Source organism: Streptomyces sp. NPDC027185 (assembly GCF_055567035.1).
The window spans coordinates 758,299-770,925 of record NZ_JBVHRF010000004.1 but is presented as its reverse complement, the minus strand read 5'-3'; the positions used below and the strand labels follow the sequence as shown (position 1 = coordinate 770,925).

Genomic DNA, 12,627 nt, shown 5'->3' with positions numbered 1-12,627 from the left:
ATCAGGAGGACGCATGAGGATCGAGGACACCCCCGAGGAGTGGACGGTCACCGCGACCACCACGCCGTTCACGGGGAACAAGACGAGCGTGCGTACCGACGAGGTCGTCATGCCGGACGGCTCCACCGCCCGCCGCGACTACCAGGTCCACCCCGGGTCGGTCGCCGTCCTCGCCCTCGACGACGACGGCCGGGTGCTGGTCCTGCGCCAGTACCGCCACCCGGTGCGCCACAAGCTGTGGGAGATCCCCGCCGGACTGCTGGACGTCCCCGGTGAGAACCCGCTGCACGCCGCCCAGCGCGAGCTGTACGAGGAAGCGCACGTCAAGGCCGACGACTGGCGGGTGCTGACCGACGTCTACACCACGCCGGGCGGCTGCGACGAGGCGGTCCGTATCTTCCTCGCCCGGGGTCTGGCCGAGGCGGACGGTGAGCGGTTCGAGGTCTCCGAGGAGGAGACCGACATGGAGCTGGCGCGGATCGGCCTGGATGAGCTGGTACGCGGTGTGCTCGCCGGGGAGCTGCACAACAACTGCCTGGTCGTCGGGGTGCTGTCGCTCGTCGCGGCGCAGCAGGGACCGGGCCTGGAGACGCTGCGCCCGGCCGACGCGCCCTGGCCGGCCCGCCCCTTCGACGCCTGACCCGCCGCCCGCCCGGCACCGGCCCGCCGGACCCGCCCTCGCCCCGGTCGGATGATCCGCTGATCCGGTGACCCGAACGCCAAGGCCCGCGCGGAGCACAGGGCATGACGGGGTGTGAACTACGCTCGGCAGCGTTCCCGTCCGCGACCGGCGGCGGGCTCGTATGCGCAGGTGGACGGGAGAGTGGCCCGTGACGGACCAGGCGGTGGGCACAGGGCACCGTCCCCCGGAGGCGGCGGGAAGCACCGCCCCGGTGGACGGCGGACGGACGCCGGAGGGCGACGGCGACGCGGCGACCGGTCCGCGGCCCGTGACCGTGACCGGCGATCCGCGGCCCGTGCCCATGGTCACCGGGATCGGCGCGCAGGAGGCGCCCGAGGCGCCCGGCGTGTCCGGGGCGCCCGGCGTGTCCGGGGCGCCCGGCGTGTCCGGGGCGCCCGGCGGGCCGGAAGCGGAGGATGCCCCCGGCGCGTCGGCCGCGCCACCGGCCGCCGTGCCGCCGACGGCCGCGCCACCGACCGCGGTGCCGCCGACGGCCGCGCCACCGGCCGCGGTGCCGCCGACCGGTCGGCCCGTGCCCGCCGGGACGCCTGCCGACGGGCCCCTTCCCGCCCTGCTGACCGTGCCTCCGGTCGCCGCGCCCCCGACCGGCGCGCCGCCGGCCGGGAAGCCGGCACCCGCCGTACCCGCCGTACCCGCCATGCCCACCACACCACCGGCCGCCGCCCCCGCGGCCGGGCAGCCCGCGCCGCCGCCCACCGCACCTCCGCCTCCCGTGGCCCCGCCCCCCGTGCCCGAGGCCGACTCCGTCCCCCGCGCCGTCGTCGTCCCGCCGCGGCCCGCCGTCCCGCCGCCGGTCGGCCCGCCGCGCGGCGCCGCGGGCGCCCTGCCGGCGCGGGGGCTGCTGGGCCGGTCCCGGGAGCTGAAGGCGCTCCGCGCCGACATCGAGCGGGCCGGGCTCGACACCCTCTCCGGGCGCAAGAGCCCCCGCAGCCGGGTGCTGCTCATCGCCGGGCGGCCCGGCTGCGGCCGCACCGCGCTCGCCGAGGAGTTGCTGCGCACCCTGGCCGACGGGTACCCGGACGGGGTGTTTCGGGCCCGGCTGTCCGGGCCCGGCGGCCCCGTACCCACCGGTGACGTCGCCCGCGGCCTGCTCACCGCGCTCGGCGTCACCGCCCCGGCGGGCTCGGACGACGACGAACCGGCCGAGGCGCTGCGCACGGCGCTGACGGCCCGCCGCGCGGTTCTCCTCCTCGACGACGCACCCGGCGCCGAGTACGTCGACCCACTGCTGCCCGACGCGCCGGACTGTCTGGTCGTCGTGGTGTCCGAGGGCCCGCTCACCGGTATCCCCGACGTCCGCCCCTGCACTTTGGGCGGGCTCGACGGGGCCGCCGCGGTCGCGCTGCTGGCCCGGTTCGCGGGGCCGGTACGGATCACCGTGGACCCGCGGTCGGCCGACGCGGTGGTCGAGGAGTGCGGCGGACAGCCGGCCGCGCTGGTCCTGGCGGGCGGCTGGCTCGCGGCCCGCCCCAAGGCGTCCGTCTCGGACCTGCGGACGGCGCTGCGCACGGTGGAGCCGCCGGACGAACTCCCCGTCGGCGAACGCCCGTTGCGCCGTGCCTTCCTGCTGGCCCACGACGCGCTGCCGCCGCCCGTGGCCCGCCTGCTGCGGCTGCTCTCCCTCGCCCCGCCCGGTCTGGTCGACGCGCACACCGCGTCCGCGCTCGCCGGCTCCACCCTGGAGACCGCCGGGACGTCCCTCGCCGATCTGGCCGCGCTCGGACTGCTGCACCAGGAGCCGGACGAGCCGGAACCGCCGGCCGTACGCCCCGGATCCGGCGGCGCCGACGGCGGTCCCCGCTACCGGATCCCCGGCTGCCTCGCCGCCGCGACGGCGGAACTGCTGCGGATGTACGAGCGTCCGGCCGAGATCCAGCTGGCCCGCGCGCGGATGCTGGAGCGCACCGTCCGGCTGCTCCAGTCCTGCCGGGGGAGCGGGGAGCCGGCCGGATCGCCCGCGCGGGAGCGGGCGGACTCGCTGCCGTACGCGCTGCGCTTCCCCTCCCGCGCGGCGGCCGCCGGCTGGCTGCGCCGCCGCCGCGCCGCCCTGCTGGACGCGGCCCGCCTCGCGGTGTCCGGCGGTGAACTCGACACGCTGGACCGGAGGTTGATCGCCACCCTGGTCCGCACGCTGATGGCGCACGAGGGTCCCGAAGCGGCCGCCGGCGACCTCTACGCCCTGCACGAGCTGGTCCTGGAGGTCGCCGAACGCCGGGGCCTGGGCCGGGAGAAGGCCGCGGCGCTGCTCAACCTCGCCGATCTGGACGGCGGTGCCGGCCGTGCCGAGGCGGCGCTGGCCCGGTACCGCGGCGCACTGGAGGCGGCCCGTTCCGCGGGCGACACGGTGGCCACCGGCCGCGCCCTGGAATCGCTCGGCGCCACCTACAGCGAGCTGGGGGACTGGCAGCGCGCCGCCGACTGGTACGGCCGCGCCCTGGAGCTGCGGCTGAGCCGGGGCGAGAGCGCGGACGCGGCGCGGCTGCACGGCCGGATCGGTGCGGCGCACGGCCGGGCCGGGCGGTGGCCGGAGGCGCTCAAGGAGTGGCGCGCCGCCGCCCGTACCTCCCGCAGGCTCGGTGATCTCGCGGGTCAGGCGCGTGCGACGGCCGAGGTGGCGCGGGTGCAGGAGCGCGCCGGACGGCCCGAGGAGGCGCTGCGGACCTCACTGGAGGCCCTGCACACCGCACGTGGCGCGAATGACACACAGCTGGAGGCGGGGCTCCAGCTGCGGATCGCGGACCTCCTCGACGGGCTCGGCGACCCGGCAGCCGCACGGCTCCACCGCGCCGCAGGGGAACAACTCCTCCAAGATCATCCCAAGTGACCTACGAAATCGGTGGTGGTCTTGAAAACAATTAATGCTTTGCAAGGCTAGACAAGAGGGGATCCTTCAATAGACTGGCTTCGCCGCGTCGCTCGCGGTCAGTTCCGTCATGTGTCACATGAGGGATAATTCTCCTGTAAGCACTCTTTCAAGGACCGTGATCGACGTGAAGGTCGGCATCCCCCGCGAGGTCAAGAACAACGAGTTCCGGGTGGCGATCACGCCCGCCGGTGTCCACGAGCTGGTCCGCCACGGCCACCAGGTCGTCATCGAGAAGGACGCCGGCGTCGGCTCCTCCATCCCCGACGAGGAGTACATCGCCGCCGGTGCGCGCATCCTCGACACCGCCGACGAGGTCTGGGCCACCGCCGACCTGCTCCTGAAGGTCAAGGAGCCGATCGCGGAGGAGTACCACCGTCTCCGCAAGGACCAGACCCTCTTCACGTACCTGCACCTCGCGGCCTCCCGCGAGTGCACCGACGCGCTGCTGGAGTCCGGCACCACCGCCATCGCCTACGAGACCGTCGAGACCGCGAACCGCGCGCTGCCGCTGCTCGCCCCGATGTCCGAGGTCGCCGGCCGGATCGCCCCGCAGGTCGGCGCCTACCACCTGATGCGCCAGGCCGGCGGCCGCGGTGTGCTGCCCGGCGGCGTCCCCGGTGTCCAGGCGGGCAAGGCGGTCGTCATCGGCGGCGGCGTCTCCGGCTGGAACGCCGTGCAGATCGCCGTGGGCCTCGGCTTCCATGTCACCCTGCTCGACAAGGACATCAACAAGCTCCGCGAGGCCGACAAGATCTTCGGCACCAAGGTGCAGACGATCGTCTCCAACGCCTACGAGCTGGAGAAGGCCGTCGTCGAGGCCGACCTCGTCGTCGGTGCGGTCCTGATCCCCGGCGCCAAGGCCCCCAAGCTCGTCACCAACGAGCTGGTCGCCAAGATGAAGCCCGGAAGTGTCCTTGTCGACATCGCGATCGACCAGGGCGGCTGCTTCGAGGACTCGCACCCCACCACGCACGCCGACCCGACCTTCCAGGTCCACAACTCGGTGTTCTACTGCGTCGCCAACATGCCCGGCGCGGTGCCCAACACCTCCACCTACGCGCTGACCAACGCGACGCTGCCGTACATCGTCTCGCTCGCCAACAACGGCTGGGTCGAGGCGCTGCGCCGCGATGCCGCGCTGGCCAAGGGGCTCAACACCCATGACGGCAAGGTCGTCTACCGCGAGGTGGCCGAGGCGCACGGTCTGGAGTCCGTGGAGCTGAGCGACCTGCTGGGCTGAGCGTCAACTCCGCGTGCCCACGCGGAAGAAACCGGCCGGGTCCCGACGACGGGGCCCGGCCGGCCGCGTTGGCGACACGCCCGTACCACGCCCCCGGCGCGGCACCGGCGCGGGGGCGCGCAACTCGCGTCGTACGTAACCCTTGAGGTGATTCGCGCACCCCCGAAGCCTCGTCCGCGCGCGGCTTGCACCCTTGACATGGGCGGGTTTCTTCTCCGTCACATCGCGCCGGGTCGGGTGGATTGTGTTGCTGCGGACGCCCGACACGCCATAGAGTCGCCAACCGTCGGCATGGTGTCACGCTGACCTATCGATAAGTTTCCTGGTTACATCCAAGGAGGTACGACGACTTGTGAATGAGTCGACAATTACTCCCGGAGGTGCTCAGCCAGGAGCGGTTGCGCGGGGCCAGGCCCCCTCGGGGCACGAGGCTGTCGGCTCCGCAGCGGTCCGTACCCTCGCAGCCCACCCGAGCACGACCTCGACAGCCCACCAGAGCATGGACGGCCATTACGTGAACGCCACGGCCGGCGACCGGGGCAGTGGAGATTCCACCCGTCTCGCCGACTACGACGACCTGCCCCAGGGGCATTTCTACGATCCGGACGCGGAGTACGAGCCGGACCCCGAGTACGCGGCCACGCTCGCGCCGGACGCTGCCCGCCAGCGCCGCGAGCGCGTCGGCCCGACCGGCCGTCCGCTGCCGTACTTCCCGATCCCGGGACCGCTGTCGGAGCACGGCCCCGCCAAGATCATCGCGATGTGCAACCAGAAGGGCGGGGTCGGCAAGACCACCTCGACCATCAACCTGGGCGCCGCACTCGCCGAGTACGGGCGCCGGGTGCTGCTCGTCGACTTCGACCCGCAGGGCGCCCTGTCGGTCGGCCTCGGCGTCAACCCGATGGAACTGGACCTGACGGTCTACAACCTGCTCATGGAGCGGGGCATGTCGGCCGACGAGGTGCTGCTCAAGACCGCGGTCCCCAACATGGACCTGCTGCCCAGCAACATCGACCTCTCCGCCGCCGAGGTGCAGCTGGTCAGCGAGGTGGCGCGGGAGTCGACGCTCCAGCGCGCCCTCAAGCCGCTGATGAACGACTACGACTACATCGTCATCGACTGCCAGCCCTCGCTCGGTCTGCTCACCGTCAACGCGCTGACGGCGGCTCACAAGGTCATCGTCCCGCTGGAGTGCGAGTTCTTCGCGCTGCGCGGTGTCGCGCTGCTCACCGAGACGATCGAGAAGGTCCAGGAGCGGCTCAACCCCGACCTGGAGCTGGACGGCATCCTGGCGACGATGTACGACTCCCGCACCGTGCACAGCCGTGAGGTGCTGGCGCGCGTCGTGGAGGCGTTCGACGACCACGTCTACCACACCGTCATCGGCCGTACGGTCCGCTTCCCCGAGACGACCGTCGCGGGCGAGCCGATCACCACGTACGCCTCCAACTCCGTCGGCGCCGCCGCCTATCGTCAGCTGGCCAGGGAGGTGCTCGCCCGGTGTCACGCCGAGTGAGTCTGCCGGGCGCCGACGAGTTGTTCCGCACCACCGGGGGCACGGGCCTGCAGTCCTCACCGCCCCGCCGTACGGCCGAAGCCGGCGACGAGGCGCCCCGGGTGCCGTCGCCGGGCGGTGAGGCCGAGGCGGCGGACGTGCCCGCGGCGCGTACCGCCCCGGCCGAGCACGGCGGGCGGGGTACGGACCAGGAGGGGGCCGGCGGACACCGCCGCGCGGAGGGCCGGACGGCCCCGGAGGCCGCCGCGGCGGCCGGGCAGACGGGCCGCCGCCGTGGCGGCCGGGGCGCCAACCGCCGCCCCAGTGGTCGCGAGCGCCACGACGAGAAGATCACCGTCTATGTCTCCGCCGAGGAGCTGATGGACCTGGAACACGCCCGGCTGGTGCTCCGCGGTGAGCACGGGCTCGCCGTCGACCGCGGCCGGATCGTCCGCGAGGCGGTCGCCGTCGTCCTCGCCGACCTGGAGTCCCGCGGCGACGCCAGCATCCTGGTGCGGCGGCTGCGCGGCCGTTAGCCCCGGCCCGCCGACGACCGGCGGCCGCCCCGGGCCCCGATAGCCTGCCTCCCGCGCGGGCCCGCCGCCCGCGCGCCAGCCAGCCCGCCCGCGGGGCCCGCAGCACCCTGGACCACGATGCCGACGACCCAGCACGACACCGCCTCCCCGCGGCCCCCGCGCCGTACCCTCGGCCGGGGGCCCGAGGACGGCACGGCGGCCCCGGACACGGGCCCGCCGGACGCGGGGCACGCGCCCGGCTCGGGCGGTCCGGCCGGCCCCGCGGCGGCGGAGACGCCCGCCACTCCCGAGGCGGAGCCGGAGCCCGCCACGCCCGGGGCCTCGGCGGCCGGCACCGCCGGAATGCCGGATGAGGCGCCCGCCGCCGGGAGGACGCCGGAGCGCGCTGCCGCCGGTACCCGGGAGGCCGGCGCCCCCGGGACCGGGGACGAGGCGGCCGACGCCCCGGCCGACGGCCGTTTCACCGTCCGGCTGGACAACTTCGAGGGGCCGTTCGACCTGCTGCTCCAGCTGATCTCGAAGCACAAGATGGACGTCACCGAGGTCGCGCTCTCGCAGGTCACCGACGAGTTCATGGCGCACATCCGGGCCATGGGCACGGACTGGGACCTCGATCAGACCACCGAGTTCCTGGTCGTCGCCGCCACCTTGCTGGACCTCAAGGCCGCCCGGCTGCTGCCGGTCGCCGCCGTCGAGGACGAGGCGGACCTCGCGCTGCTGGAGGCCCGTGACCTGCTCTTCGCCCGGCTGCTGCAGTACCGCGCGTACAAGCGGATCGCGGACATCTTCGGCGAGCGGCTGGCCGACGAGGCACGCCGGTACCCCCGGACCGTCGGGCTGGAGCCGGAGCACGCCGAGCTGCTGCCGGAGGTGGTGCTGGGCATCGGCCCCGAGGGGTTCGCCCGGCTCGCCGTCAAGGCGATGCAGCCCCGGGCCCGTCCGCAGGTCTACACCGACCACATCCACGCGCCGCTGGTCAGCGTCGCGGAACAGGCCGAGGTGGTGGCCGCGCTGCTGCGCGAGGCGGGTGCGCGCACCTTCGCCGAGCTGGTGGCCGACGCCCCCGACACCCTCACCGTCGTCGCGCGTTTCCTGGCGCTCCTGGAGCTGTACCGGGAGCGGGCGGTGGCCCTGGACCAGCCGGAGGCCCTGGGGCCGCTGACGGCCCGCTGGACAGGGAGCGACGGGGCGGTGCCGCAGGTCACCGACGGATACGAGGGGCGGCCCGCGGACGCGGCGGAGGACGCGGCGGACGGTACGTCCGGCGCGAGCGACGACGAGAACGCCGCCGAGAACGACGAGAACTTCGACGAGGAGCGCGCGTGAGCGGGACCGGTGAGGCGTACGACGTCACGGAGCAGGGCGGGCCCGCGCGGACCGTGGAACCGGTCGGTGCGCTCGGCGCCGAGGAGCTGGAGCTGAAGCCCGCGCTGGAGGCCGTCCTCATGGTCGTCGACGCCCCGGCGACCGAGGAGCACCTGGCCCGGGTGGTGCGGCGCCCCCGCCGCGCGGTCGCGCTGGCACTGCGCGAGCTCGCCGACGAGTACACCCGTCAGGGCCGCGGTTTCGATCTGCGGCTGGTCGCCGGGGGCTGGCGGTTCTACGCCCGCGCCGCCTACGCCGACGCCGTGGAGGGCTTCGTCCTGGACGGGCAGACGGCCCGGCTGACGCAGGCCGCGTTGGAGACTCTGGCCGTGGTCGCGTACCGTCAGCCGGTCAGCCGTTCCCGGGTCTCCGCCGTACGCGGGGTCAACTGTGACGGCGTGATGCGCACCCTCCTCCAGCGCGGGCTCGTGGAGGAGGCGGGGACGGAACCCGAAACAGGTGCGATCCTGTACAGGACGACGACGTACTTTCTGGAGCGGATGGGCCTGCGTGGCCTGGACGAGCTCCCGGAGCTGGCACCGTTCCTCCCGGAGGCGGAGGCGGTCGAGCGCGACTCCCCGGAAGGTATCCCGTCGTTCGAAGTGGACGACAGCGGCGACTCTCAGACGGATCATTGATGCGAAGCAGCGGCAGGAACAGCACGGGCAGCGGCGGCGGTAGGGGCAACTACCGTGGCGCCGGGAACAAGCGCGACGACAAGCAGCAGCGCGCGGGCCGCCCCCGTCCCGAGGAGCGCCGCTACGACGTGGGCGAGTCCGGCGGGCCGGGCGGCGAGGGCCGTGGCCGCGGCGGCGCTCCGAAGAGCGGCGGCGCCCGGGGTGCCGCGGCCCGGGGCGGCGCGAAGGGCGGCCCCCGTACCGGCGCGAAGCAGGGCGGCCCCAAGGGCGGCCCGCAGCGCGGCCGGGGCCAGGCGCCGTCGCGCCCCCGCGAGCTGGACGCCAAGATCGAGGAGCGCAACCGCGCCCGCCACAACAAGCCGCAGGTCAAGACCCCGAAGACGTTCGGTGAGCAGGAGGGCGAGCGGCTGCAGAAGGTGCTGGCCCGTGCCGGTATGGGCTCGCGGCGGGCGTGCGAGGAGCTGATCGAGCAGGCGCGCGTCGAGGTCAACGGCGAGATCGTCCTGGAGCAGGGCGTCCGCGTCGACCCCGACAAGGACGAGATCAAGGTCGACGGCCTCACCGTCGCCACCCAGTCGTACCTCTTCTTCGCGCTGAACAAGCCCGCCGGGGTGGTCTCCACGATGGAGGACCCGGACGGCCGCCAGTGCCTGGGCGACTACGTCACCAACCGCGAGACGCGGCTCTTCCACGTCGGGCGGCTGGACACCGAGACCGAGGGCATCATCCTGCTCACCAACCACGGTGAGCTGGCCCACCGGCTGACGCACCCGCGCTACGGCGTGCAGAAGACCTACCTCGCCGCGATCCAGGGCCCGCTGCCGCGCGAGATCGGCCGGATGCTCAAGGACGGCATCCAGCTGGAGGACGGCTACGCCCGCGCGGACCACTTCCGCGTCGTGCAGCAGACCGGCAAGAACTACCTCGTCGAGGTCACCCTGCACGAGGGCCGCAAGCACATCGTGCGGCGGATGCTGGCGGAGGCGGGCTTCCCCGTCGACAAGCTGGTGCGCACCGCGTTCGGCCCGATCGCGCTGGGCGATCAGAAGTCCGGCTGGCTGCGCCGCCTGACCAACACCGAGGTCGGCATGCTCATGCGCGAGGTCGACCTGTAACGGACACCGCTTGCCCGTAACGATCACCACCCCTTATTGTCACCATGACGATTAAGGGGTGGTTTTCATGGGTACCGCGGCGACCGGCGCACTGATGGGGCTCGCACTGGGGGACGCGCTCGGTTATCCGACCGAGTTCCAGGGCGTACCGGCGATCCTGGCCGAGCACGGCGACTGGCGCCGGCTGCCGCTGCCGGAGCCCGCGCTCATCACCGACGACACCCAGATGACGCTGGCCCTGGGCCGGGCGCTGGAGCACGCGCGCACCGCCGGGCCGCTGACCGCCGGCACCCTGGAGCCTGCGCTCCGCGCCGAGTTCACCGCCTGGTGGCGCTCCCCGGAGAACAACCGCGCCCCCGGCACCACCTGCCTGACGGCCTGCGCCCGGCTCGCCGAGGCGGGTACGCACTGGAGCGAGGCGGCGCCGATGCGCTCCAAGGGGTGCGGCGCCAACATGCGGGTCGCGCCCCTCGGACTCGTACCGGGTCTGTCCGCGCAGCAGCGCTCCGGCGCCGCGCAGTTCCAGGGCGCCCTCACCCACGGCCACCCCACCGCCCTCGCCGCCTGTGACCTCACCGCGTACGCCGTGCGGGCCCTCGCCGACGGCGCGCGGCCGCACGAGCTGACCGCCCTGCTGCGCGCGCACGCCCACGCCTCGCGCACCGCCTACCGGGAGGACTGGCTCGGCGACCTGTGGCGCCGCTCCGGGGACGCCACCTCGCAGGCGTACGCCGCCCGTGGCTGGGACGACTGCCTGGGCGTCCTCGACCGGCTGGACGCCGCGCTGCGTGCCCCGGACCGCGAGGGGGACCCCTGCGCGGCCACCGGCGCCGGCTGGATCGCCGAGGAGGCGCTCGCCACCGCCCTGTACTGCTTCCTGCTCTTCCCCGACGAGCCGGTCACCGCGATCCGCCGGGCCGCCGTCAGCTCCGGCGACTCCGACTCCCTCGCCTGCCTGGCCGGGGCGTTCGCCGGCGCGAGCCTCGGCGCCGGCGCCTGGCCGGCGGAGTGGACCGACCGCGTCGAGCACCGCGACGAGCTGCTGGCGCTGGGCGCCGCCTGGGACGCCTGACCGGCGGCGGCCGTCCGCGGACCGGCCGCCGCCGCACGGCTGTCGGTGGTCCTGGCTACCCTTGATCGTGTGCGTGCGGGGTGTGCGCACCGAGGCAGGGAGCAGCAGGTGAGCGTACGAGCGGTCCGCGGGGCCGTCCAGCTGGAGCGGGACGACGCCGCGCACATGCGGGAGCGGGTGGGCGACCTCCTCACCGCGCTCCTGGAGCGCAACGCGCTGCGGCCGGACGACCTGATCAGCGTGTGGTTCACCGCCACCCCCGACCTGCACAGCGACTTCCCGGCCGCTGCCGCCCGCCACCTGGGGATCACCGACGTCCCGCTGCTGTGCGCCCAGGAGATGGACGTCTCCGGGGCCATGGAGCGGGTGGTGCGGGTCCTCGCCCACGTCGAGACCGGACTGTCCAAGGCCGGTGTCGCGCATGTGTACCTCGGCGCCACCGCGGCGCTGCGAAAGGACATCGCCCAGTGAGATCCGCACTCGTCATCGGCACCGGCCTGATCGGCACCTCCGTCGCGCTCGCCCTCCAGGCCCGCGGGGTCCGGGTGCACCTGGAGGACCACGACCCGGCGCAGGCCCGGACGGCCGCGGCGCTCGGCGCGGGCACCGACACCCCGCCCGAGGGCCCGGTCGATCTCGCGGTCGTCGCGGTGCCGCCCGCCCATGTCGCACAGACCCTCGCCGGGGTGCTCCGCCGGGGAGGGGCCCGTGCCTGCATCGACGTCGCCAGCGTCAAGGGCGGCCCCCGCCGCCAGCTCCAGGAGCTGGGCTGCGACCTCACCGCCTACCTCGGCACCCACCCGATGGCCGGCCGGGAGCGCTCCGGCCCGCTCGCGGCCACCGCCGACCTCTTCGAGGGCCGCCCCTGGGTGCTGACCCCGTCCCCGGGCGGCGACACCGAGGTCCTCAACCTCGCCCTGGAGCTGGTCGCGCTCTGCCGCGCCGTCCCGGTCGTCATGGACGCCGACGCCCACGACCGCGCCGTCGCCCTCGTCTCGCACACCCCGCAGCTGGTCTCCAGCCTGGTCGCCGCCCGTCTGAAGGACGCCGACGAGACCGCGGTGCGCCTGTGCGGCCAGGGCATCCGGGACGTCACCCGCATCGCCGCCTCCGAGCCGGCGATGTGGCTCGACATCCTCTCCGCCAACCCCGGCCCGGTCGCCGACATCCTCGCCGAGGTCGCCGCCGATCTGGACGGTACGGTCCGCGCGCTGCGCGGCCTGGAGTCGGCGGACGAGCAGAAGCGGACCGACGGCGCCGAGGACATAGCGGACGTGCTGCGCCGCGGCAACGCCGGGCGCGAGCGGGTGCCCGGCAAGCACGGCGCCGCCCCCGCCGCGTACGAGGTCGTCGCCGTCCACATCGGTGACCAGCCCGGTGAGCTGGCCCGGATCTTCGCCGACGCGGGCCGCGCCGGGGTCAACATCGAGGACGTCCGGATCGAGCACGCCACCGGTCAGCAGGCCGGTTTCATCCAGCTCACGGTGGAGCCGGGCGCGGTGCCGCAGCTCACCGCTGAGTTGCGGGAGCGGGGCTGGTCGATCCGCCGCTGAGACCGTGGACCACGGGCCGCGGGGGAGCCAGTAACCTTGACGGA

General features: G+C 74.5%; 11 protein-coding genes. All 11 read left to right on the top strand.

The annotated features are described in order from the left end of the window. Positions 1-13: 13 nt before the first annotated feature. The 11 genes from ACZ4M8_RS17160 to ACZ4M8_RS17110 all read left to right on the top strand — a co-directional run bounded on the left by ACZ4M8_RS17160 (position 14) and on the right by ACZ4M8_RS17110 (position 12,583). Entirely contained in the window at positions 14-640 is a 627-nt protein-coding gene (locus ACZ4M8_RS17160) for an NUDIX domain-containing protein (protein WP_467607952.1), read from the top strand. Between the two features lie 700 nt (positions 641-1,340). Then, positions 1,341-3,527 (top strand): tetratricopeptide repeat protein, encoded by a 2,187-nt coding sequence (locus ACZ4M8_RS17155; RefSeq protein ID WP_467607949.1) that lies wholly within the window; start codon positions 1,341-1,343, stop codon positions 3,525-3,527. A 166-nt stretch (positions 3,528-3,693) separates the two neighbouring features. Next, positions 3,694-4,809 (top strand): alanine dehydrogenase, encoded by a 1,116-nt coding sequence (gene ald, locus ACZ4M8_RS17150; protein WP_467608057.1) that lies wholly within the window; start codon positions 3,694-3,696, stop codon positions 4,807-4,809. Positions 4,810-5,308: 499 nt separating this feature from the next. After that, entirely contained in the window at positions 5,309-6,325 is a 1,017-nt protein-coding gene (locus ACZ4M8_RS17145) for a ParA family protein (protein WP_399093021.1), read from the top strand. After that, on the top strand, positions 6,310-6,840 hold the full coding sequence (locus tag ACZ4M8_RS17140) for a hypothetical protein (RefSeq protein ID WP_467607947.1): 531 nt from the start codon (positions 6,310-6,312) through the stop codon (positions 6,838-6,840). Before ACZ4M8_RS17145 ends, ACZ4M8_RS17140 begins: the two co-directional genes overlap by 16 nt. Before the next feature lie 117 nt (positions 6,841-6,957). Next, positions 6,958-8,166, top strand: coding sequence for a segregation and condensation protein A (locus tag ACZ4M8_RS17135; RefSeq protein ID WP_467607944.1), 1,209 nt, complete (start codon positions 6,958-6,960; stop codon positions 8,164-8,166). Between the two features lie 53 nt (positions 8,167-8,219). Then, complete coding sequence (scpB, locus tag ACZ4M8_RS17130) at positions 8,220-8,843, top strand: SMC-Scp complex subunit ScpB (RefSeq protein ID WP_467608054.1); 624 nt, start codon at positions 8,220-8,222, stop codon at positions 8,841-8,843. Further along, positions 8,843-9,958, top strand: coding sequence for a pseudouridine synthase (locus tag ACZ4M8_RS17125; protein WP_467607941.1), 1,116 nt, complete (start codon positions 8,843-8,845; stop codon positions 9,956-9,958). The genes scpB and ACZ4M8_RS17125 overlap by 1 nt, the downstream gene beginning before the upstream one ends. 67 nt (positions 9,959-10,025) lie before the next feature. Next, positions 10,026-11,030, top strand: coding sequence for an ADP-ribosylglycohydrolase family protein (locus tag ACZ4M8_RS17120; protein ID WP_467607939.1), 1,005 nt, complete (start codon positions 10,026-10,028; stop codon positions 11,028-11,030). Between the two features lie 108 nt (positions 11,031-11,138). Continuing rightward, positions 11,139-11,501: a chorismate mutase gene (aroH, locus tag ACZ4M8_RS17115; protein ID WP_467607936.1), complete on the top strand. Its 363-nt coding sequence runs from the start codon at positions 11,139-11,141 to the stop codon at positions 11,499-11,501. Further along, complete coding sequence (locus ACZ4M8_RS17110) at positions 11,498-12,583, top strand: prephenate dehydrogenase (RefSeq protein ID WP_467607934.1); 1,086 nt, start codon at positions 11,498-11,500, stop codon at positions 12,581-12,583. Before aroH ends, ACZ4M8_RS17110 begins: the two co-directional genes overlap by 4 nt. The last annotated feature ends 44 nt before the right edge of the window (positions 12,584-12,627 follow it).

Excerpts from the sequence above, each read along its gene's own strand:
- ACZ4M8_RS17160 (WP_467607952.1), top strand. The coding sequence starts at position 14 with ATGAGGATCGAGGACACCCCCGAGGAGTGGACGGTCACCGCGACCACC.
- ACZ4M8_RS17155 (WP_467607949.1), top strand. The coding sequence starts at position 1,341 with ATGCCCACCACACCACCGGCCGCCGCCCCCGCGGCCGGGCAGCCCGCG.
- ACZ4M8_RS17145 (WP_399093021.1), top strand. The coding sequence starts at position 5,309 with ATGGACGGCCATTACGTGAACGCCACGGCCGGCGACCGGGGCAGTGGA.
- ACZ4M8_RS17135 (WP_467607944.1), top strand. The coding sequence starts at position 6,958 with ATGCCGACGACCCAGCACGACACCGCCTCCCCGCGGCCCCCGCGCCGT.
- ACZ4M8_RS17125 (WP_467607941.1), top strand. The coding sequence starts at position 8,843 with ATGCGAAGCAGCGGCAGGAACAGCACGGGCAGCGGCGGCGGTAGGGGC.
- ACZ4M8_RS17120 (WP_467607939.1), top strand. The coding sequence starts at position 10,026 with ATGGGTACCGCGGCGACCGGCGCACTGATGGGGCTCGCACTGGGGGAC.